A 23,596-nucleotide genomic window follows, 5' to 3' on the forward strand; every position below is an offset into this window, starting at 1 on the left:
ATTCTGAAAATAAAGAATGAAAGTGTTTATATATACGCGTAAAGGTTATGTTATATCTATGGAAATAAATAAGGGGTGTTTTTATTTGTGAAGTTTAAAAAAGAAAAAGTGAATCATGTAGATTCGAATCAGGCTAAAAAAGGTGTAGTAGCAACGGGGATAGGTAACGCAATCGAATGGTTTGATTTTGGATTGTATGCACAATTGGCAGTAGTTATCAGTGCGAATTTCTTTGGTAATTTACCACAAGAAATGCAAATTGTGTCAACCTTTGCCGTCTTTGCTTTTGCATTTATTGTAAGACCAATTGGAGGAATATTTTTCAGTCATTTGGGAGATAAATATGGTAGAAAAATTGTTTTATCTACAACCATTTTATTAATGGCTGCCTCTACATTAATGTTAGGTTTGTTACCAACTCAGGAACAAATTGGTATTTGGGCACCAATACTATTATTAGTAGTGCGAATGATTCAATCATTCTCCACTGGTGGTGAATATGCAGGAGCAATGACTTATATTGCTGAAACATCTCCAGATAAAACAAGAGGTAAATTAGGTAGCGGACTTGAAGTAGGAACACTTGCAGGGAATATATTAGCTGCAATACTTGCTGGTACAATGTATAGTTTGTTGAATGACCAGCAGATGGCTGAATGGGGATGGAGAATTCCATTTATCATAGCAGCCCCATTAGGTATTGTAGGTATTATACTTCGTTCAAGTCTTGACGAAAGTCCAGCCTATGAGTCTACACTAGAAGAACAAAAAGAATTAGAATATTCATATTTAGACATCTTTAAATATTACTGGAAAGATGTTGTCGTTTGTTTTACAGGTGTAGCCTTCTTAAATGTAGCTAATTACATGGTATTATCATATATGCCTTCGTTCTTGAATACGACGATTAATTTAGGTGGAACGATGGGTTCAATATTAAGTACAATTACCATGTTACTCATGATACCAGCCGTATTTTTCTTCGGATGGTATAGTGATAAAATTGGAAATAAACGGACGATTATATTTGGTTTAGTAGGCTTCAGTTTATTCTCAGTGTTAGCTTTTTGGTTAATGAGTATACCAGTGTTGCCTTTAGTAGTCTTAGGTTTATTTATCATTGCACTATTTATGTCAACATTTGAAGGTGTTATGCCTTCAGTGTTACCAAGTATGTTCCATACTAAAGTTAGATTGCGCACACTATCGCTTGTATATAATATAGGTGCTGCTATTTTTGGTGGTCTAACACCATTTATCCTTTCTACACTAGTAGAAACAACCGGCCAACAAATTGCACCTTCTTACTATTTAATGTTTATAAATATTGTTGGACTAATTATCTTTGCAACAATGTTCAAATCAACATCTAATAAATCTTTAAGAGGATCATATCCTAATGTAGAATCTCAAAAAGATTACGAAGATGTGATTCAAAATCCAAAAGATGCATTATGGTGGGAAAAAGAAGTTAAGCATGAAAAAAATAGTACAACATAGAGTGACTAAAATTACAGTTTTTCAACAAACTGTTTTAGAATTTAGAGCTTAAGATTGGGCTCCAAAAGATTGCTGATAAAAGTAATCTTTTGGAGCTCATTTTATATTCGTATTGTAATTCGTCAGTTATGAATAAATTACAAATTAAAAGCTTATATAAAAGTATCAATTATATAAGTATTGTGTGCACAATTGATTGGATGTAATGATATATTACATATATTAAAAATGTTTAGTAATTAATTTAAAGCGCAAGTAAAAAATAAAAGAAAAATCAAATAAATAAATTATTATTAAGCCTTTTGTGGTATTATTAAAACAATTAAAGTTAATGGGAGGTTGAAGAGTATATCTAAAACAGTAAAAATTGTTATCTCAGTTGTAATTGGTGTGCTTTTAATTGCTGGTATTGGGGGCGCTGCTTATTACTTTTTTACCAAAAACACACCTAAAAACACATATTTATTGAGCGAAAAGGAAACAGCTAACCAATTTCAAGAATATGCTAAGGATCGATTTGAAAATGAATTTAAATTTCAAGATAAAATGAAAGATGAATCATATTTAATCGATTTAAAGGCAAATGCTGATGTTCCAAAAAATTTATTAGAATCATCAGGTATTCCTAAGTCTGTTGCGGATGCTTCTGAAATAGGATTGACAGTGGGACACGATCCTAAAAAAGAAAAATCAATTTTGGCTTTAAATCCAACGATAGCCGACAATGAAATTGGGAAGTTTCAATGGGCTGCAGACAAAGATAATCAATATTATGCATCACCATTGTTTAACGATATTTACAAAGCTAAAAATGACGAACTTGTAGACGTTTATGAAAAAATAACTGGGGATACATCAAGCACTACAGGTAAAGAGAGTGTATTGACAAATGATACATTAAACTTAAACTCATTATTATCAGGGTCTCAAATTTCACAAAAAGATATAGAAAAATTAAGCAGTAAATATACAGATGTTGTCATAGATAAATTAGACAAAGATAATTTTGAAAAAGAAAATGCTACGATTGATGTAGATGGTGATGAAAAAGATGTTAAGAAAGTGACATTGAAACTTAGCAAAGGCGAAACAAAAGCGATCGTGAAATCAGTTTTGGAAAAAGCTAAGAAAGATAAAGATATTAAAAAAATTGCAGAAGATCAATTCAAAACAGAAGATTATGAAGATAAAATTGATGAAGCTATACAAGAAGTGAAAGATCAAGATAAAAATGATTTTCCAAGTATTAAATCTGTGATTTGGGAAGAAGATAATCTGATTTTAAAACGTGAATTAACTGCTAAGGATAAAAATGATTCAGAGGTAAAATTAACAGGAACGAATCAAATTGATGATGACAAATTAGCTATGAATTATAAAATTACTGCAGATGATACTGAACTATCACTGAAAGGTAAATCAACAAAAGACGATGACAAATATAAAGATAATTATACTATTGGAGCTAACGAAAGTTACAAGAAATCTACGATAAAACTATCAAACAATGAAACTCAAGATGGTGACAAACGTACAGATAAAGGTAAAGTGAGTGTAGATGCAAATTATCGCAAAACTGAATTTGAATATAATAATAATTTAGAAACTGACGTAAAAAATAATACACAAAAACAAGATTTCAAATTGACGACAGACGTTCAATATCAACCAGTTACATTTAATATCAAAGGTGAGACAAAACTTAAAGACGATATTAAATTTGAAAAATCAGGTGCTGAAGATTTAAATGAATTGTCCGATAGCGATTTGAAAAAATTACAAAAGGAAATTTCTAAAAAAGCAGAAGGTATCGTTAAAGATTTAGCAAAAGATTTTAAAAAATAACTAAAAGGAGAGTGGTAAAATGAAAACATTACAATTGTTTCGCATTTACCACTCTTTTTTATTAAAAAAATGGTATTTATTACTATATTTATTTATTTTAGTTATAGGATTATTTGCTACTTTAATAGTGATTCAGCAATTAAATCAAGATAATGATAAATTTAGAATTGGTGTTGTTGATAAAGATCAGTCTCCAGAAACGCAAATCATATTGAAATCACTAGGCGACGGTGCCAATTTGGGAAAGGATATTAGCCTAAAAAAGTATGATCAAAAAGTAGCTGAAAAAAAGCTGGAAAATAAAACTTTAGAGGGTTATTATGTTTTTGAAAAAGGCATGACACATGATTTTTATAAAAATGGAAGTTTGCCCATTTCAGTACATACATATGATAAGCAATCGACAAAAAGTCTAGTTATTAATCAGTTAACAGATTCAGTATATCAAAGACTCATGCTATCGATGGGTGGCGGTCTAACTTATACAACATTATCATCACATAATGATAAAGACCATACATTGATGCTACTCACAGATTTATTGTTTACGGGACTAAACCGTACTGGTGCATTTAATTATGAACCTATACATATATATGACAGTGTAAGTTATTATGTGATTACAACTTATTTAGCGTCTATTTATATTTTCGCTTTGTCATTATTTACCATTTTGAAAATGAACCAAACGAGGGCATTGTGGTCAAGGTTAAGTATGTATCATTTTTCTTTTGAAAAATTAACGTTGATAAGAAGTATATTCACGCTATTTTATACAGGATTATGGACATTTTTCGGTGCGCTTTGGCTGATTAAATCCATACCTAATCAATTTGAAAGCTATAATTGGTTAACGATTGTAATTCAACTTAGTTACTATGTCTTGATGATTATTATTTGGTTAACCATTATTGATTTAATTGCTTTTAAATGGATCAACTACGTACTCAAAAGTATATTGAGTACATTGATTATTGTATTATCAGGGATGACGATACCAACAATTTATTTTAAACATTCTATTTTGAGTATGGTTGATTACTTACCATTTAGTTTTGTAACAAATCAAATGCTAGAAATTGTATTGAATAATTATATTTTAGATGTACCAATAACTTTTTATAGTAGTCTATTTATATCTATTTTTATCTTAGTTCTGATAGTGATTGGGAGGTATCGCTCATGATTCAACCCTATTTCTTCATAATTGTAAAAAAACAGTGGAAACAACATTTAGCCTTTATCTGTATCTTATTACTCTCTTTAATTGCTATATGGGGTGTGTATAAAACGTTAAATAAATCATTTCAAATTCCTGTGGCAGTACAAGATTTAGATCAATCAGCTGCTTCAAAAAGTTTAATCAAAAGCATCACAAGTAACGAATACATTACTAAAATCGAAGTGCCAACAGAAGAAACATATTTGGATGAATATATAGAAAAAAAGAAGCAATTGTAAGTTTACAAATACCGGAAAATTACAGTCAACAGTTACATGACAATCGTTTGAAGGAAAGTATTTTATTATATGGAAGAGATGACTTTATTGGTGATATTACTTTAGAAATCATAAGTATGTCATTATATGAACAACAGATACCTAATATCGTTAAAAGTCATCTAGATGATAATGGTGATCGTACATCCTTGACTAGAGTGAATAAAATGTTGGATGACAAGACGCCTCAATCGCAAATTGCACATTATTTTGTGAAGTCACATTCAGAAACTTCTATATCATTGAGCGTTATTTTTGCGATATTGTTGTGTATCAGTAGTGTGCAAATTATTTTACACCAAAGGTTAAAACAGAACGGTCCGTTGATTAGAATTTTTTTAGTACAATTTAGTCAGTTGAAATTGTATGTTACATACATACTTTTACATACGATTTTATTGTTAATGATATTAATTATAAGCGCATTATTGTTTCATCAGTCGCTATCATGGATATTTTATTTAAAATCACTTTTCATTATTGTAATATTTGAAGCAGGTGTTGCGTATCTATTATTTAAAATTAACACACTGAGTCATAGGTTATTTATGACGTTTATATATGCGCTTGTCATGAGTGTGATTTATGTCTTTATACAAATTTAGGAGTGATGGGATGATAGCATTAAAACATGTGCAGAAGAAATATCATAATAATATAATTTTTCAATCTCTAAATATGAAATTTGAAAATCAACAATTAACTTTGCTATTAGGTGAAAATGGTGCTGGCAAATCAACATTATTAAGAATGCTTTCGGGGTTAGAGCAACCCGATCAAGGTGAAATTACGTACTTTGGAAAAAAGTTATCTAAAAAGCAATTACAAGCAATGATTGGATATGTCCCACAAGATATTGCATTATTTGAGCATATGACTGTCGCAGAAAACATCAATTGTTTTAAAGCTTTATGTAAAAACGCAATATCAGACGCGCTAATTACAAAATATATGGAACAATTAAATATCGATGATTTGGACGTTACGGTTTCTCGTCTATCTGGAGGGACAAAACGTAAAGTAAATGTATTAATTGGTTTATTGAACAACCCACAAGTTCTCATATTAGACGAACCTACGGTAGGCATAGATTTGAAATCAAGGTTTGATATTCATAATTTACTGAATCAAATGAAGCGAAACTGTTTGATTATATTAACAACACATCATTTAGATGAGGTAGAGGCATTGGCAGATTGTATTAAAGTTATAGGTGTCGATCCTTTTTATAAAAAAGTATTATCAGATAAACAATGGCAATTTGAAAGTTATCAAAATTAACTTTAGTTTCAAGATAATTCGAGCCTTCACTCCTGAAAAAGCACTCGCAAGGTGAATTTCAACCATTCGCTTTGTAAGTGCTTTTTAATTTTTATAAAGGTCAAACACCTAAAATAACAACGTTGTTATTTTGAAATAAAAGGTGTATAATATGAGTTTGTGAATACGTTTTCATAAAATTGGTTTGACTGGGGGGCTTAAATTGTCATTTATGAGTGAGCATTTACCGATAATATCACTTATTATTGGCGTAGCATTATTATTATTCTTAAATATTAAATTAAAGATTAACAGTATTTTTTCTTTGATTTTTGCAGCTATTGCTGTTGGCTTGTTGAACGGTATGAAACCGATGCTAATATTAGATACAATTAAAGAGGGATTAGGTTCAACGTTAGGTAGCCTCGCGCTTATTATTGGTTTTGGTGCAATTTTAGGTAAGTTAATGGTTGACTCTGGTGCGGCGCAGCGAATAGCTACCACGTTAATTAATAAATTTGGTGCAAAGCATGTACATTGGGCATTGATTATTATTGGCGCTGTCTTCGGTATTTCTGTATTTTATGAAGTAGCCTTTATGATTTTAGCTCCTTTAGTGATTAGTATTGCAATTGAAGCTAAAATACCATTTATGAAATTGGCTATTACTATGGTTGCCGCAACGACACTTTCTCATAGTTTATTTCCACCTCAAGCAGGTCCTACTGCATTGGTAGATGCTTATCAAGCTGATATGGGAATGGTATACATTTTAGGAATGGTCGTCTTTATACCTGGTGTAATGATTGCAGGTATTCTTTTACCCAAAATGATGAAAAATTTAAATTATCCTGTGCCACCATTGTTACAGAAAAATAAAGAATTTAGTGAAAGTGAAATGCCTAGTTTTGGAATGAGTTTATTAATACCATTAATTCCTGCTATTTTAATTTCACTTTCAACAATATTAAGTATGTTTATAACTAAAGACACTTTATGGCATGAAATTGTATCATTTTTTGGGAGTGCAGAAATTAGTCTTATAATCGCAATTCTTACATCAATTGTTGTCTTTGGGTTAAGAAAAGGTAAAAAGATGGATGATTTGATGAAATCTTTTGAAAGTGGATTGAAAGGTGTAGCAACAATTATATTTATTGTTGGCGCTGGTGGTGCATTTAAAGAAATCATTTTAAAAGCAAATGTGGGTGATTATATTGCGGAAATTATGCAAAATACAAATATTTCACCACTAATCATGGCGTGGTTAATTACTGCACTTATTCGTATTGCTACAGGACAAGGCGTGGTGTCAGCAATAACTGCAGCTGGAATTGTAGGGCCTTTAATTCCTACTTTTAATGTTAATCCAGTATTGATGGTTTTAGCAACTGCTGCCGGTAGTAACACGATTACGCATGTGAATGACGCATCATTTTGGTTATTTAAAGAGTATTTTAATATAACGATTAAAGATACATTTAAAACTTGGGGACTTTTATTATTTACATCTTCTATTGTTGGTTTGGTCATTGTATTAATCATGGATTTGTTTATGTAAAGTAACAATAGTATGAGCAGAATAAAAAATGGTGATTTGTTCCGCTCTATACCCCTTGTTAGTTATTTGATGTGGCATGTCACTTAAATATATCCTTACCACAGTTGTTAAAATGACTAAATGTATAATTTGAATATTAGTACGAATATTATCTTAAACATTAAATTATGATATGCAAATTGTATACAATGAATTATATGCATCTATTGAAATTTTATAATTTTGATAGATGCCTTTTTGTTTGTTTTAAAGCCTTTTTTAATATTTTTATAAAAAATTATTTAAATAAACTTTTGACTTATTATATTTAAAAGTGTAATATTCATGAATATTAATACAAATATTAGAATAATAATAAGGTTGGTGTATTGAATGAATGCATTATTCGAATTAACAGATCAATATAGTTCAAATAATTATAGTCCTTTGAAATTAGCATTAGCCAAAGGTAAAGGTGCGCAAGTATGGGATGTAGAAGGTAAGCGTTATATTGATTGTATAGCAGGATTTTCAGTAGTAAATCAAGGACATTGTCATCCGAAAATTATTGAAGCATTTCAAGCACAAAGCGAGCAAATAACTATGGTATCACGTGCCTTATATAGTGATAACTTAGGACAATGGGAAGAAAAAATTTGCAAGTTAGCAAACAAAGACAAAGTACTACCTATGAATACTGGGACTGAAGCTGTGGAAACAGCAATTAAAATAGCACGAAAATGGGGATCAGATGTCAAAGGTATTAAAGAAAATGGAAGTGAAATCATTGCTATGAAAGGTAATTTTCATGGTCGTACACTAGGGTCTTTATCTTTATTTGCCCAAGATAATTACAAAGAAGGATTTGGCCCATTGCTAGATAATATTAATTATATAGAATTTGGAGATATTGAACATTTGAAAGCATTGATTAATGACAATACATCGGCCATTATTTTAGAACCGATTCAAGGTGAAGGTGGCGTGAATATTCCTCCAAACTATTTTATTCAAGAAGTGCGTAATTTATGTAATCAACATAATATTTTATTCATTGCCGATGAAATACAGGTTGGACTAGGTAGGACAGGCAAGGTGTTTGCTATGGAATGGGAAGGTGTAGAGCCAGATATTTATTTACTCGGCAAATCATTGGGTGGAGGACTTTATCCTATTTCAGCTATCTTAGCAAATGAAACAATCATGAATGTCTTAACACCCGGAACGCATGGTTCTACATTTGGCGGTAATCCACTTGCATGCGCAGTATCGATGGCAGCCATAGATGTTTTGCTAGACGAAAATTTAATTGAACATTCCGCTGAATTAGGCCAAATATTGCTGAACCATTTACAACTTATTGATAGTCCAATTATTGATGATGTCAGAGGGAGAGGGTTATTTATCGGTATTGAATTAACAGAACAAGCGCAGCCCTATTGCTTGGAAATGATAGAAAAAGGTGTGTTGTGTAAAGAAACACAAGGCAATGTTATTAGAATTGCACCACCGTTAGTTATTAGTGAAGATGAGATTAACCAAATTGCTGAAGTGATTAAAGAAGTGCTTGAGAAAAAATAAAATAGCACATTAAAATTTCCGAATATTCAGAAAGGTTTGAAGCAGATGATAACAGTTGGAATAGTAGGCGGAAGTGGTTATGGTGCGGTAGAACTTATACGTTTATTACAACATCATCCTAACGTCGTAATTAAATATGTATTTTCACATTCTAAGATTGATGAACCAATCAGTAAAACATTTCCACATTTAAACCATATCGCACTTAATTATACTGAATTAAATGAACAAGCGACGTCTTGTGATGTTATATTTTTTGCAACACCTTCCAATGTCAGCAAACATTTAGCACCAAATTTAATTAATAAAGGTGTTAAGGTGATTGATTTGTCAGGGGATTTTAGACTGACGGATAGAAATCTATATCAAACATTTTATGGTGAACCAGCTGCAGAACAAGCACTTTTAGATAAGGCACTTTATAGTATTGCAGAGTGGAGTGAAATAGATTCACAACGCACAAAATTGATAGCAAATCCTGGTTGTTTTCCTACTTCTATTTTATTAGCTTTACATCCTCTGATTGCTCAAAATGTAATCGATATTCAATCAATTATTATTGATTCAAAAACGGGTGTTTCAGGAGCAGGACGTTCATTAGCACAACATGTGCATTACGCTGAAATGAATGAAAATTTTAGTGCTTATGCAATTGGAAATCACAAACATAAACCAGAGATAGAACAGTATATATCTAAAATTGCAGGAACAAAGTGTAATGTGATGTTTACCCCGCATATAGTACCGATGACAAGAGGCATTTTATCTACAATTTATGTGAAGTTAAACGAATATACGACAGCTGAGCATTTACATGCTATTTATAAAAATAATTATGAACAGAAACCATTTATAAGAATTAGAGACTTGGGAGAATACCCTAAAACAAAAGAAGTGTATGGTAGTAATTTTTGCGATATAGGTCTATATGTAGATGAAAAAAATCAAAGAGCAGTCATCGTATCAGTGATAGATAATTTAGTTAAAGGTGCTAGTGGTCAAGCAATCCAAAATTTAAATTTACTTTATGGTTTAGATGAGGCAACTGGTTTGAATCAGTTACCAATTTATCCTTAATAAAATGTGAAAGGAGAGATGAGATGAAAGATATTGAAACAATAGATACACTCAATCAAATTACTGTAGATATTAATGGCGACGTAGGATCACCATTGGGCTTTATAGCTGGTGGTATTCATGCTGGTTTAAGAAGAAAGAAAAAAGATTTTGGTTGGATTTATTCTACGACAGAAGCAACTGCAGCAGGTGTATATACCCTTAATCGTTTCAAAGCGGCACCTCTTAAAGTAACTGAAGATAGTATCAACATAAATCAAACATTGCAGGCAGTTGTAGTTAATTCAGCAAATGCGAATTCATGCACTGGAGATAGAGGTATACAAGATGCGAAAGATACGCAAAGTTGGGTGGCTGAACGATTAAACATAGAACCACATCATGTTGGTGTTGCTTCGACAGGCGTTATTGGTTCATTTTTACCTATGGATAAAATAAAATATGGCGTCGATCATGTTTTAGAAGATTCATTTAATCAAAGTGCTTATTTTAATCAATCGATTTTAACGACAGATACGATCACGAAACATTTGTCTGTAAAAGTAGACATAGATAATCAAACAGTAACAATTGGTGGCACTGCAAAAGGTTCTGGGATGATACATCCTAATATGGCGACTATGCTAGGTTTTATAACGACAGATGCAAAAGTTGATAGTAAGGCATTGAATCAATGTTTACGTCAAACTACAGATCACTCTTTCAACATGATTACTGTTGATGGTGATACTAGCACGAATGACATGGTCTTATGTATGGCAAATGGTCAAGTTAATCATCATTCGTTAGATGAAAATCATCCTGAGTGGCAAAAATTTGTTTATGCTATCAATTATGTTGCACGTTATTTGGCTCAGTCGATTGCAAAAGATGGTGAAGGCGCTACAAAATTGGTGACAGCTAAGGTTAAAGGTGCAATAGATATTCATGAGGCTAGAAAAATAGCGAAAAGCATTGTTTCATCAAACTTAGTTAAAACAGCAATTCATGGTGAAGATGCAAATTTTGGAAGAATTGTAACAGCGATGGGGTACGCATCAAAATATATAGACCCTAATGCAACCAATGTGAAATTATGTCAAGTTTCTGTGTTTAAACAAGGCATGTCAGTAGCATTTGATGAAGCTTATTTAAAACAACAATTGGAAGCAGATAACATCGTTATAGAGGCTACTGTCGGTGAGGGAGAAGGGGACGCTACCGCTTATGGTTGTGACTTATCATATGAATACGTACGCATAAATGCGTCATATAGAACTTAAGAGGTGTTTGATATGGATTACATTGTAATTAAAATAGGTGGAAGCACTTTGACGGATATGCATGATTCTACAATTGAAGATATTATTGCATTAAAAAATCAAGGTTATAATCCGATAATCGTCCATGGAGGTGGTCCTTTTATAAATCAATCTTTAGAATTACAAAAAGTAGACTCAAAATTTAAAGATGGTTTGAGAGTTACTACTGACGATGTACTTTCTGTTACGACCCAAACATTAATTGGTCAAGTGAATCCTAGTTTAGTCAATAAAATCAATTAATTTGGTGTTCAAAGTATTGGTATGAATAGCATAGATGCCCAATTATTTGATATTAAACCATTAGATCTAAAATATGGTTTTGTTGGTGAACCTATTCATATAGATACTAGTGTTATCGCAACTTTAACTCAATCTTTTCTACCAGTCATCGCATCTATAGGTGCTAATCAAACGACGTCTCAAGTATATTATGTTAACGCCGATACACTGGCATACAAACTTGCGCAAGCTTTACATGCACCAATTTATTTATTAAGCGACATTCCAGGCGTTTTAATCAACGAAAAAGTACAACCGTCACTGAATGCGAAAAACATCGAAACATATATTGAACAAAAATTAATATATGGTGGGATGATACCTAAAGTACAAGATGCTGTAAAAGCAATAGAAATGGGGTGCCAAAAAGTGGTTATTGCTGCAGGGAATGAAACACATATTATTCAAAAACTGCAACATGGCCATAATGTAGGCACTACAATCCGTAAATAATATTTACTATGAGTGGCATATACACAATTTTTTAAAAATAATGACATCGTCCTACTCAGACAAGGACGAAATTTTAAAGGTAAATTTACAAGTCGATCATCTCGTGCCCTATATATAAAAAAGCCCAGACATTTACTATGTTCTGAGCTTTTTTATATAGCTAAAGATGATTTAATTAAATCAAAAACTAAAGATTTTTAGAATAAGTTGTTAAAAGTTCACTGTAAAAATCAATGAATTTTAAGTACATATCTTTTTCCACACATTCATCAATTTGATGTGGTTTAATACCAGGACCAAATACTAAGAAAGGGAAATTTTCATCCTTATTTTTTAATAAGTTTGAAGCATCTGTAACGCCACCGATTGGAGAAGCAATAAAGTCCTTATCAAATAGAGATTTAGCTATAGTCTGAGCGGTATTAATTAGGCTATTATCACCAGTAGTAAGAACTGGATCTAGGTCTAAATATAAGTTGCTTGATAAATTTGCACCTTTATCATTATGACTTTTAATTGTGTTTGAGAATAATGCTTTTACTTGTGCGTTATCATATTCTGGAATTGTACGAATATTAAAATCTGCATCAGCCTCTTCAGGGACAGAGTTAACTTGTACCCCACCTTTAATTAATGTATTACTTATAACTAAACCTTGCAGTGCAGATTCTACATCTTCAAGTGCTGTTGTTGCAGGCAATGAAGGTTTAATTCTATCAATAAATTTTGTAAAATCTAATGCTTTTCCCTGAACTTCTTTGGAAATTCTAGCATAAGCGTCATCGATATCTTGTATAAATGAGATCAATGGGTTTATCGCATTTATGCCCATTACAGGCATAGAGCTGTGCGCTGATTTACCATAGGAAGTTATGCGATAATCCATAGAACCTTTATGTGCGTATACCATGATATCTTGGCAAGGTTCTGCTATAAGTAATGCATCAACGTCATCCATATAACCATGTTCATATAAAGTTTGGGAACCAAGTTGTTCCATTTCTTCGCCACTAGTTGCTAAAAATCTAATACGACCCTGTTGCAGTGCTTGAGATTGTTTAATATCAATCAGTGCAATTGCTAACGCAGCAAGTCCTGACTTCATATCTGCTGCGCCACGACCATATAAAAATCCATCATCCTCAGTAAGCGAAAATGGATCGTATGTCCATTGAGATTTATTACCTGCAGAAACCACGTCCATATGACCTGAGATACCAATTACTGGATTCCCTTCACCGATTTCAGCAATAAGATTAGCACGTCGTTCATCAATTTTTTGAATTTTTGATTCAATTCCGTAGTTAGAAAATAATTGCTGTAAATAATTACAAACTTCAAGCTCATTATCATTTACTGTTTCAATCGCTACAATATCTGATAAGATTTGTACTTTTTCTTCATTAGAAAATGTACTCATTGTGTATCACTCCTTTGTATGTCTAAATTAAGTATACATCTAGAAAAAAAGGTTTTTAAAGCAAAACGATTTTTTTAAAAAGAATATAACAAAATTATTTATATTGTAAAATCTTTAATAATGAAAACAAAATAAACTGTATTTGTACTATTGCACATTCTGGCGTGTAATGTTGAAAATTAAATATGTGTTACGAATATAGGCAATACATCAATTGGAAAGTTAAATGCCATAACAGTTTGTGAAGTAAAGTTAGAAGCGGTAATTTATAAAGGGATTTAGGTAATGATCAGCATATAGCTTTGAATAGAACATCATTATTTCCAAGGAAATACCATATTCAATGTTATAAATTAAATTTATATATTTAAGTGGCATTAATGAATGCATTTTTGAATATGAAAGAAAAGAATGCAAAATAATTATTGTAATATTTCAAATCATTTCCTATGATTTTACCCGTATTTGATGATACGCTAAAGAAGTGGAATTTGGTTCCAAATTATTTTATTTTTTCATATATTTTTTAAATAGTTAAGAATGAAAATAACAGTGATATATATGGAAATTTTATATAGAAAGGGGATAATCATATTGGCAAAAGTAGCAATTATTGCTGGAGGCAATAAACTTAAATCAAGACTCACAGGTATTATAGATTATGCGGAATCATATTTGAATGCTGAGGGCATCGAAACAAATGTCATCCATGTACATCAATTAGATGCTGAGGCTTTAATTACTGCAGATTTCTCTAATGAATCAATAAATACTACGCATAAAACGATAGAAGATGCAGATGGTATTATTATAGTATCTCCAGTATTTAAAGCAGCTTACTCAGGTATCGTAAAAACATACTTAGACTTATTACCACGTGGAGCATTTACTGGTAAAACAGTACTACCATTAGCTTTAGGTGGCACATTTGCACATGTATTGGCAATCCAATACAGTCTTGATCCAGTGATTAAAGAACTAGGTGCAGATACAATTCATAAAGGCAGATTTATATTAGATAAGCACATCACACAAAATGAAGATGGTAGCTATGGTTATGATCAAGAAGCGAAAGATGGATTAAATAAAACTTTAAAGAAATTTGTCAGCGACAAGTCACAAGTTAAAGAATAAATGTATTTGGAATACGGATTATATCAAAAGTTACGATAAACGTAGTATTAACTATAATATAACTGTAATAAAAAATGAGCACACAGTATCAAAACTTGTAAATTGATATTGTGTGCTCATTATTTTTTATAGCTCATTTAAGTGCCACTGAGCTTGGTTATCTAAGGTTAATTTAAATTCATTTGTCTGAATGCATATGGGATGGGCTTCAGAAAATTGATCAGAGAATAGCCATTTATTATTTTCTGGTGTCAGTAAAATAAAACTGTCATCATAATGATCGCCGATAAAATTTAAATCATCTGGTACAAATGTTTGATTTTCATATGTATTTAAATGATATTTTGATAATGCTTCAAAGACTTCTCTTGTTTCATTACAAACGAACCCAATCTCACTAATTCTTGAAAATTCAGGGTCATCCGTAATATTAGAAATGCGTGCAATGAGTTCAACGACATTCCCTGATGGATCTTGAAAGTAAAATGAATGCGCAACAAAAGATTCGAAATAAGTCGTATGTTTACCATCTTCCATCAATAGAAATAATATATTTTGATAATATTGTTTCATATCATAAAAATGGTTGTATGGAATATCAATTGCAAAGTGGTAAAATGGTTGGACATCATCGTTTGTTTGTTGAAAACACAAATGAGTCTCTCCAATTTCAACTGTAAAAGCCTCCTGACTAATCATACGAACAGGACATTCTAAAATTTCTTCATAAAATTGGAATGTCTCTTCAAACTCTGAAGTGAATAACTTAATGTTTTCAATTTTCATAAACAAATCCCATCCAATCCTCATGTTTAACATATAAATATAATAAATAATTTACTTGTACTTTATCAAAATAATAATCAATATGATAATAATAAGAATTTTATATGAAATAATACGCTTTAAGTAACAATAAAGCCTATTTTCAGAAACCATTTAACGCTATTTACTACAACTGAATTTTTTAAAATATATACACAATACATATTTTATTTACAATTGTTTTTGTATTTGTGTACGATAATAAACAGTTTTTATTATTAACACTTTAAGAGCTGCGAAATACATAAAGTTGAACTAGAAATGGTATTTGATCTATGTATATAATAATATGCGATCGATAAAATTTCATAAAAAAGAAAAGGCTGAGACACTTCAACTTGTCTCAGCCTTTTTTGTCAGAACGAAATGAAAAAATGGTTTTAAATAAATTAGATTCCAATATTTCACTCCGATTTGTTAGTTCAAGATGTTTGTATATCAGACTTGCTTATACTAAGTGAATAATAATGAGATAATATAAGCACTAATACCAACTAAAATACAATACAGAAGTGCAGGTCCTAATGTTTTTCTTATGACACTACCTTCTTTACCTGGCATATTAACCACTGCACACACTGCTACTACATTGTGCACACAAATCATATTACCAGCAGCTGCACCAATGATTTGTGCAGCTAATACAATAAATGGATCTCCACCAATAGAGTTGGCGATATTTAATTGAATAGGCGAGAAGGTCAACGTTGAAACAGTTGCACTACCTGTAATAAATGAACCTAAAGCACCTAAGAATGGTGCGACAAATAGCCAAATAGGACCTAAAGTGTTGGCCATATTTTTGGCGATGTATTCTGGCATGCTAATTAAGTCATGTGCATTTATACCAGAGTTAATAAAAACATGTACCATAGCGAGTGTAGCAATAAGTGTAATACCAGTAATTTTTATTGTGGATAGAGACGTTAAACTTGCATTACCAAAATCCTTAATAGATTTTCTTTGAACTATAATCGCAAAAATTGCAGATAATAATAAAATTGTTCCAGGTGAATAAAGAAATTGCCATTCAGATGATATTTCAGAGAAATTTAAAATATTATTCCAAGAAAAATCAAGGACATGTGTGGTGAAATATTCAATACTTGGCACCGTTCTCGTTAATAGAAGTAAGATAACAACCATTACATAAGGTGCCCAAGCAGTTAGTAAACTCATAGAATGTTCCGTACTATCTGCTTCGTATGTGTCATCTAAGCCATCTCTCCACACTGTTTTAGGCAATAGCCACCCCTTACTTGCAGTTAAGACTGCTACTACAAGTCCTGTTAATGATCCTAATATAGCAACAAATTCTGCACCAAATACATGTGCATATACAAAGGCAGACACGGCATATACAATACCTATTAAAGCTAGCCACGGCAAAATTTCAATAATAGATTTTAGTTTCTTGTTTTTTCCAAAGAAAATCACTATTGTAGCGATTACGATAATAGGTATGAAAATACCACTTAATAAATCTAATACAGTTATTTGTTCAGCTGTAGACTGGAAAAACGATTGATTTGCTTCTTTTAAAGTACTCAACCCAACAATAACTGGTGTACCTACTGCTCCGAAAGACACGGCAATACTGTCGGCAATTAATGCTGTAACAACAGCAATCATAGGTCTAAAACCTAAAGCAACCATTAAAGGTGCCGTAACCATTGCTGGTGTACCAAATCCTGAAGCACCTTCAATAAGTGAACCAAATAAGAAAGCGACAATAATTACTTGGACACGCATATCTGGTGAAATTTTTTTGAATCCTGCATTTATACGGTTTACGGCACCTGTCTGACGTAATGTATTAAGTAAAACGAGCGCCCCGAATAAAATGTAAAGTATCGTTAATGTTTTATGTGTACCTTGAAGTATAGAAGCAATAACGACATTACCTTGCATCCCCCATACAAATATCCCTAAAATTGTAACAACGATAGCGCTAATAATCATTCCTTTTAAAGCAGACATACGTAAGAGTACGAGAAATAAAAAAGGTACGATTACTGCACTGAAAGCAACTAATAACATCATTTTATATAAAACTCCCTCATAAAAATTTAATAATCATCTAGTCATATGATGTTTAAATAACTTTCATTGTAAACGTTTACAAATAAATTTTCAATCATGTATAAAAAATATATTTTTAATCTAAAAAAATTAAGTGTTATGCATATATTTTTTCTTTAACTTTAACAGTCTATATTTATTGATTTTATTCATTTGTGTCGTAAAACGAAAATAAACGAAAATAAATTTGCGTTATTAGAAAAAATATAATAATATAATAATAATATTTGAAAGCGTTTACAAAGTAATAGTCGCAAAAATCGGAAGAAAATATTTAAATCAATTCTAATATCAATGATTGATTTATAAGGGGTGCGTAATATGAGTGATAAATTAACTAAAATGGGCATGCCTCCAACGTTATTTTGGGGATATGTTGGTGTATTAATATTTATGATGGGGGATGGTCTGGAGTTAGCATGGATTAGTCCTTATTTACATGATCATGGACTGTCCGTGCAACAAACAGCGATTTTGACAACATGTTATGGTGTGACGATAGCCATTGGGTCTTGGTTATCAGGTGTCTTGGTAGAAATTATTGGTCCAAGAAAAGTAATGCTATTAGGGACTGGGTTATATATCATAGGTCATGCAATATTCGTTGGTTTGGCAATTCCAACGATGAACTACAATATCATGATTCCTTCTTATGCAATAAGAGGTTTTGGCTATCCATTATTTGCTTATTCTTTTTTGGTTTGGGTTGCTTATCGTTCTCCGCAAAAACGTTTAGGCGCTGCAGTAGGATGGTTTTGGTTTGTGTTTACAGGAGGGCTTAGTGTTCTAGGATCATTTTATTCTTCGTTTGCAATTCAGTTATTTGGACATTTCTTTACATTATGGACTGCGATTATTTGGGTGTTAATAGGAACATTTTTAGCAGTTTTTGTAAATAGAGATCAGTTTATTATTGAAGAAAAAGGTCACGGCTTTAAAAAACACTTTAGTGAAGTGCTTGCAGGTATAACGATACTAAAAAGAGAACCGCGTGTTGCAGTGGCATGTGTTGTTAGATTCATTAACCAAGCAGCACAGTATGCTTTTCCATTATTCCTGCCGATTTATTTAGCTTCCAAAGGAATTGCGACTACAACTTGGTTAAATATTTGGGGAACAATTTTTATTGCTAATATTATTTTCAATCTAATTTTCGGTGCGTTGAGTGATAAAATTGGCTGGAAAAATACAATTTCCTATATTGGTGGTGTAGGATGTGCAATATTTACGTTAGGGCTGTATTTTGTCCCTGAACTATTTACAGGTAATATCTTTATTGTCGGTGCTGTAGGATTTTTATGGGGCATGTGTTTAGCAGGCTTTGTCCCTATTTCTGCGCTTGTTCCTTCATTAGTTCATGATGGGGATAAGGGGCCTGCAATGGCAATTTTAAATTTAGGAGCTGGTCTTTGTGTATTTGCAGGACCAGGATTAGTGGCATTGTTTTATGACAGTATTGGTGTGAAAGGTATGATGTACTTAATATTTGGATTATATGTTGCTAGTGCAATCATGACACGCTTTTTAAAAACACCAGAAGAAAGAGCACGAAAGAAAGCTGAAAATTTTGCATCATAGCGTAAAGTATTTATGTAGAAGCTATGAAAAAGTAAGTACTTGGTTTGGTGAAGGATATATCTAATAGTATAAGTTTGAGATTAGTAAATAATAAAAAAACGGGCATACAGTTTCAAAATGATGGATTTTGATTTTGTATGCCTATTTTTTATTCATTTTTAAAGGATGATTATGCAATGAGTTTGAGATGATGTGGGATAAAGAGAGTTATTTTTCTTGAAAACCACCTGAAACAAAATGAGCAGCAATTTGCTTAATAGTGGCAAATAATAAATCTAACATATATATTCACCTCCAATGAGCTAGTGACTACATCATTAATTTCCTATATATACTTAAAATATAGTGTAAGAAAGCACAACTTAGTTCAATGATTGCCACGCTGTTTATTGTCAGAAATCTTGTTTGCTTAACCGTTGAAAATGAAGTCGTGATTGTATATAGATATGTTTTTAAAGTAGGTTACACTTTGTTGATTTTATAAAATATTTAAAAATATACAAAAAAAGGTATATTTATACTTGAAAATAACTCTATTTAAGTTTAGTATGTATATAAATCTTATAAAAATATTGGAGTGATGAAATTGGGGCGTACACAACAGATTTAAAAAAACTAGCATTGTTAAAGGGTAAGAGCTTCTTGAAAACGAGTGACTTTACTGCGGATGAATTAGTAACATTGATCGACTTTACCGGAGAATTAAAAGAAAAGAAAAAGCATGGCATTCCACACCCTTACCTTAAAGGTAAGAATATTGCTTTATTATTTGAAAAACCATCTACAAGAACACGTTCAGCATTTAGTGTAGCAGCTAATGATTTAGGTGCATTTCCAGATTATTTTGGTCAAGGTGAAATTCACTTAGGTGTCAAAGAATCGACAGCGGATACAGCTAAAGTATTAGGTAGTATGTATGATGGTATTGAATTTAGAGGTTTTTATCAAAAAGATGTAGAAAGTATAGCGCAACATGCCAAAGTTCCAGTATGGAATGGTTTAACAAACGAATGGCATCCTACTCAAATGATTGCGGACTTTTATACATTAAAAGAACACCTAGGTACATTACAAGGTAAGACATTGACTTATGTCGGTGATGCAAGAAATAATGTGGCGCATGATTTATTAGTTACCGGTGCAATATTAGGTATGAATATTCAAATTGCAGCCCCTCCATCGTTACAGCCTGATCCAGATATTCAGCAACTTGCTAAAAACTACGCAAAACAATCTCATAGTAATATATTAATTACGGATAATATTCAACAAGCAGTTTATAAAACAGATGCAATATATACAGATGTTTGGTTTTCAATGGGAGAAGATGAATCAGTTCAAACACAGCGTATTGAAAAATTACTTCCATATCAAATTAATGATGCGATGCTTGTCAATACAATGAATCCGGATGTTATTGTATTACATTGTTTGCCAGCTTTTCATGATGTGCATACAAAAGTGGGACAACAAATCTATAAAACCCATGGATTAACTGAAATGGAGATAACAGATGATGTGTTTAAAGGTGAACATGCTGTTATATTTGAACAAGCGGAGAATAGATTACATTCAATCAAAGCAATTATGGCTGGAACATTAGGAAATATTTTTTAGCACCATATCATGTTTGAATAAATATAGATCCTCACAAAGTAAAATGACTTTGTGAGGTTTTTTGTATTTAAAAAAGTTATCTATTTTATGAAAAAGTTTTTCATAGTGATAATTTATATTGATTAATATTTTCTTTGATTGTATATTTATGGTAATTAGGAGGTTGATGACTATGAGTAAATTGTTTGAAAAGGCGCAACAATTTGGTAAATCATTTATGTTGCCTATTGCTATATTACCAGCAGCTGGATTATTGTTGGGAATTGGTGGTGCATTAAGTAATCCAAATACAATCAAAGCTTATCCCGTGCTGGATATTACTTTATTACAAAATATATTTGTCCTTATGTCATCTGCAGGTAATATTGTATTTCAAAATTTACCAGTAATTTTTGCTATAGGTGTTGCTATAGGATTAGCTAGAAGTGATAAAGGTACTGCAGGATTAGCAGCAATGCTAGGATTCCTGATTATGAACGCTTCGATGAATGGATTGTTGATCATTACAGATACATTAGCAAAAGGTAATTTGGCAGAAGAAGGACAAAGTATGGTTCTTGGCATTCAAACAGTAGAAACTGGCGTGTTTGGGGGAATTATAACAAGTGTTATGACAGCGCTTTTACATAATAAATACCACAAGATATCACTTCCGTCGTACTTAGGATTCTTTGGAGGATCTCGTTTTGTGCCAATTATTACAGCCATCTCTGCAATCGTACTCGGGGTTATCATGTTCTTTATTTGGCCTACAGTACAAGGATGGATATTTGGCGTTGGCGGTATCGTAGATAAAACTGGTGTCATTGGTACTTTTTTCTTTGGATTTATATTAAGACTGTTGGGACCATTTGGTTTACATCACATTTTCTATTTACCGTTTTGGCAAACCGCCTTAGGTGGCTCATTAGAAGTCAAAGGTCATCTTGTTCAAGGTACGCAAAATATTTTCTTTGCCCAACTAGGTGATCCAGACGTAACGAAATACTATTCAGGCGTTTCGCGTTATATGTCAGGGCGTTTTATTACAATGATGTTTGGCCTATGTGGTGCAGCTTTAGCAATTTATCATACTGCTAAACCGCAACATAGAAAAGTCGTTGGTGGTTTAATGTTATCGGCTGCTTTAACTTCGTTTTTAACAGGGATTACAGAACCGCTAGAGTTCAGCTTTTTATTTGTTGCACCTGTTTTATATGTGATACATGCATTTTTAGACGGTTTAGCTTTTATGATGGCAGACATATTTAATATTACGATAGGTCAAACATTTAGTGGTGGGTTTATAGACTTTTTATTATTCGGCGTTTTGCAAGGTAACGCTAAGACGAATTTTTTATGGGTGATACCGATTGGCATCCTTTGGTTTATTTTATATTATGTTATTTTTAGATTTTTAATTAACAAATTCAATTTTAAAACACCTGGTAGAGAAGCAAAAGCAACTACAGAAACCGTTGAAACAACAGAACGTGCTAAAACAATTATCAAGGGATTAGGCGGTAAAGAAAATATAGATATTGTCGATTGTTGTGCTACAAGACTAAGAGTGACGTTAAAGTCGGATGACCCTGTCAATAAACAAGTGCTTAATTCGACCGAAGCCAGAGGCATTATTCAGAAAGGTAATGGTGTACAAATTATTTATGGGCCACATGTCACAACGATAAAAAATGAAGTAGAAGAATTGCTAGAAAGCGAGCAAGTGTAATTAATAAAATAGTCAATTTGTCATTAAACAAAGGTAATATGTAGAAAGTGATTGGTGAGCTTATGTATATTTTAAATTTAGAGAACCGGCAACTTGCAAGTCAATATGTTGCGATTGAACTATTAAAACAAATGAAATTAAAACCAAATTCAGTATTGGGGCTTGCTACAGGAAATACTATGATAGATGTTTATAAGTATTTAAAAACATTAATCAACAATAATCATTTGCAACTAGATCAAATAGTGACATTTAATTTGGATGAATATGTGGGTTTGAGCGCAGACAATGAACAAAGTTATCACGCTTATATGTATCAACAGTTATTTAAACATCATCAAACGTGGCATAAAGAAAATATATTTATACCACAAGGAGATACCGGTAATATAGAACAAGAATGCTTAATGTATGAACAATATTTAAAAGATAAAGGCCCTGCAGATATACAAATTTTAGGTATTGGTGAAAACGGCCATATAGGATTTAATGAGCCTGGTTCGTCGTTTGAAAGTGTCACAAGAGTTGTAGATTTATCTTCTTCAACGATTAATGCAAATAGTCGTTATTTTGATTCAATAGAAGATGTTCCTAAGCAAGCAATTTCTATGGGACTGGCATCTATTATGCGTGCGAAACGTATTATTTTGTTAGCGATGGGTGAAAATAAAAAAGAAGCCATTTCGCAATTAATAGAAGGAGATATATCTGAGGTATTACCAGCATCTATATTACATCAACACCCACATGTTGATGTGATTGTAGATAATGAAGTATTCGAAGCTTTAGATCAAAATAAAGTTCAGCGCTTAGAAAGGCATTTGTCATAAAGATATTTGAAACCGTTGTGTTTTGGCAAGACGCTTAATGTAACAGGACAAGCTGAAGCC

Annotated in this window: 18 protein-coding genes and 1 pseudogene; 16 read left to right on the plus strand and 3 right to left on the minus strand. The window is 31.9% G+C overall.

The genetic code is table 11. The features are described 5' to 3' along the window. Positions 1-87 precede the first annotated feature (87 nt). From NST87_RS01355 to argB, 11 genes and pseudogenes are all read left to right on the plus strand, one after another. Positions 88-1,500: an MFS transporter gene (locus NST87_RS01355; RefSeq protein WP_019469039.1), complete on the plus strand. Its 1,413-nt coding sequence runs from the start codon at positions 88-90 to the stop codon at positions 1,498-1,500. Between the two features lie 339 nt (positions 1,501-1,839). Further along, positions 1,840-3,345, plus strand: coding sequence for a DUF6583 family protein (locus NST87_RS01360; RefSeq protein ID WP_340721244.1), 1,506 nt, complete (start codon positions 1,840-1,842; stop codon positions 3,343-3,345). 19 nt (positions 3,346-3,364) lie between these two features. Then, complete coding sequence (locus NST87_RS01365) at positions 3,365-4,531, plus strand: ABC transporter permease (protein ID WP_019469037.1); 1,167 nt, start codon at positions 3,365-3,367, stop codon at positions 4,529-4,531. Then, a complete protein-coding gene (locus tag NST87_RS01370; protein ID WP_230620709.1) occupies positions 4,528-4,806 on the plus strand; it encodes a hypothetical protein in 279 nt (92 codons plus the stop codon). The genes NST87_RS01365 and NST87_RS01370 overlap by 4 nt, the downstream gene beginning before the upstream one ends. A 47-nt stretch (positions 4,807-4,853) precedes the next feature. Beyond that, positions 4,854-5,450 (plus strand): hypothetical protein, encoded by a 597-nt coding sequence (locus NST87_RS01375; RefSeq protein ID WP_230620708.1) that lies wholly within the window; start codon positions 4,854-4,856, stop codon positions 5,448-5,450. 10 nt (positions 5,451-5,460) lie between these two features. Then, a complete protein-coding gene (locus NST87_RS01380; RefSeq protein WP_340721247.1) occupies positions 5,461-6,126 on the plus strand; it encodes an ABC transporter ATP-binding protein in 666 nt (221 codons plus the stop codon). 202 nt (positions 6,127-6,328) lie between these two features. Continuing rightward, positions 6,329-7,666, plus strand: coding sequence for a gluconate:H+ symporter (locus NST87_RS01385; RefSeq protein WP_019469034.1), 1,338 nt, complete (start codon positions 6,329-6,331; stop codon positions 7,664-7,666). A gap of 372 nt (positions 7,667-8,038) precedes the next feature. Beyond that, entirely contained in the window at positions 8,039-9,226 is a 1,188-nt protein-coding gene (rocD, locus tag NST87_RS01390) for an ornithine--oxo-acid transaminase (RefSeq protein ID WP_019469033.1), read from the plus strand. Positions 9,227-9,271: 45 nt separating this feature from the next. After that, the gene (argC, locus tag NST87_RS01395) at positions 9,272-10,303 is read left to right on the plus strand and encodes an N-acetyl-gamma-glutamyl-phosphate reductase (protein ID WP_019469032.1); all 1,032 of its coding nucleotides are present in this window, start codon (positions 9,272-9,274) and stop codon (positions 10,301-10,303) included. A gap of 23 nt (positions 10,304-10,326) precedes the next feature. Then, entirely contained in the window at positions 10,327-11,565 is a 1,239-nt protein-coding gene (gene argJ, locus NST87_RS01400; RefSeq protein ID WP_019469031.1) for a bifunctional glutamate N-acetyltransferase/amino-acid acetyltransferase ArgJ, read from the plus strand. 12 nt (positions 11,566-11,577) lie between these two features. Next, positions 11,578-12,339, plus strand: a pseudogene (gene argB / locus NST87_RS01405) (acetylglutamate kinase). Between the two features lie 187 nt (positions 12,340-12,526). On the opposite strand, the gene NST87_RS01410 reads toward argB, so the two are convergent. Then, the gene (locus NST87_RS01410; RefSeq protein ID WP_019469029.1) at positions 12,527-13,759 is read right to left on the minus strand and encodes an ArgE/DapE family deacylase; all 1,233 of its coding nucleotides are present in this window, start codon (positions 13,757-13,759) and stop codon (positions 12,527-12,529) included. A 594-nt stretch (positions 13,760-14,353) separates the two neighbouring features. Here NST87_RS01410 and ssuE point away from each other — a divergent pair. Beyond that, positions 14,354-14,893, plus strand: coding sequence for an NADPH-dependent FMN reductase (ssuE, locus tag NST87_RS01415; RefSeq protein ID WP_019469028.1), 540 nt, complete (start codon positions 14,354-14,356; stop codon positions 14,891-14,893). A 126-nt stretch (positions 14,894-15,019) separates the two neighbouring features. Here the strand turns inward: ssuE and NST87_RS01420 are convergent, their stop codons facing one another. Further along, the gene (locus tag NST87_RS01420; protein ID WP_019469027.1) at positions 15,020-15,679 is read right to left on the minus strand and encodes a glyoxalase/bleomycin resistance/dioxygenase family protein; all 660 of its coding nucleotides are present in this window, start codon (positions 15,677-15,679) and stop codon (positions 15,020-15,022) included. A gap of 492 nt (positions 15,680-16,171) precedes the next feature. Then, entirely contained in the window at positions 16,172-17,761 is a 1,590-nt protein-coding gene (locus tag NST87_RS01425; RefSeq protein WP_019469026.1) for an L-lactate permease, read from the minus strand. Positions 17,762-18,121: 360 nt separating this feature from the next. Between NST87_RS01425 and NST87_RS01430 the strand changes: the two genes are divergently transcribed. The 4 genes from NST87_RS01430 (at position 18,122) to nagB (ending at position 23,536) form a co-directional block, all read left to right on the plus strand. Further along, positions 18,122-19,378 (plus strand): MFS transporter, encoded by a 1,257-nt coding sequence (locus tag NST87_RS01430; protein WP_019469025.1) that lies wholly within the window; start codon positions 18,122-18,124, stop codon positions 19,376-19,378. Between the two features lie 585 nt (positions 19,379-19,963). Beyond that, complete coding sequence (gene argF / locus NST87_RS01435) at positions 19,964-20,995, plus strand: ornithine carbamoyltransferase (RefSeq protein WP_171027049.1); 1,032 nt, start codon at positions 19,964-19,966, stop codon at positions 20,993-20,995. Between the two features lie 172 nt (positions 20,996-21,167). Next, positions 21,168-22,706, plus strand: a complete 1,539-nt coding sequence (locus NST87_RS01440) for a PTS transporter subunit EIIC (protein WP_019469022.1) — start codon at positions 21,168-21,170, stop codon at positions 22,704-22,706. A gap of 62 nt (positions 22,707-22,768) precedes the next feature. Further along, positions 22,769-23,536, plus strand: a complete 768-nt coding sequence (gene nagB / locus NST87_RS01445) for a glucosamine-6-phosphate deaminase (RefSeq protein ID WP_019469021.1) — start codon at positions 22,769-22,771, stop codon at positions 23,534-23,536. The last annotated feature ends 60 nt before the right edge of the window (positions 23,537-23,596 follow it).

The sequence above is a fragment of the Staphylococcus sp. FSL W8-0271 genome (genome assembly GCF_038006605.1).
GTDB lineage: Bacteria > Bacillota > Bacilli > Staphylococcales > Staphylococcaceae > Staphylococcus > Staphylococcus cohnii.

Excerpts from the sequence above, each read along its gene's own strand:
- NST87_RS01365 (WP_019469037.1), top strand. The coding sequence starts at position 3,365 with ATGAAAACATTACAATTGTTTCGCATTTACCACTCTTTTTTATTAAAA.
- NST87_RS01370 (WP_230620709.1), top strand. The coding sequence starts at position 4,528 with ATGATTCAACCCTATTTCTTCATAATTGTAAAAAAACAGTGGAAACAA.
- NST87_RS01380 (WP_340721247.1), top strand. The coding sequence starts at position 5,461 with ATGATAGCATTAAAACATGTGCAGAAGAAATATCATAATAATATAATT.
- rocD (WP_019469033.1), top strand. The coding sequence starts at position 8,039 with ATGAATGCATTATTCGAATTAACAGATCAATATAGTTCAAATAATTAT.
- argC (WP_019469032.1), top strand. The coding sequence starts at position 9,272 with ATGATAACAGTTGGAATAGTAGGCGGAAGTGGTTATGGTGCGGTAGAA.
- argJ (WP_019469031.1), top strand. The coding sequence starts at position 10,327 with ATGAAAGATATTGAAACAATAGATACACTCAATCAAATTACTGTAGAT.
- NST87_RS01410 (WP_019469029.1), bottom strand. The coding sequence starts at position 13,759 with ATGAGTACATTTTCTAATGAAGAAAAAGTACAAATCTTATCAGATATT.
- NST87_RS01420 (WP_019469027.1), bottom strand. The coding sequence starts at position 15,679 with ATGAAAATTGAAAACATTAAGTTATTCACTTCAGAGTTTGAAGAGACA.
- NST87_RS01425 (WP_019469026.1), bottom strand. The coding sequence starts at position 17,761 with ATGATGTTATTAGTTGCTTTCAGTGCAGTAATCGTACCTTTTTTATTT.
- NST87_RS01430 (WP_019469025.1), top strand. The coding sequence starts at position 18,122 with ATGAGTGATAAATTAACTAAAATGGGCATGCCTCCAACGTTATTTTGG.
- NST87_RS01440 (WP_019469022.1), top strand. The coding sequence starts at position 21,168 with ATGAGTAAATTGTTTGAAAAGGCGCAACAATTTGGTAAATCATTTATG.
- nagB (WP_019469021.1), top strand. The coding sequence starts at position 22,769 with ATGTATATTTTAAATTTAGAGAACCGGCAACTTGCAAGTCAATATGTT.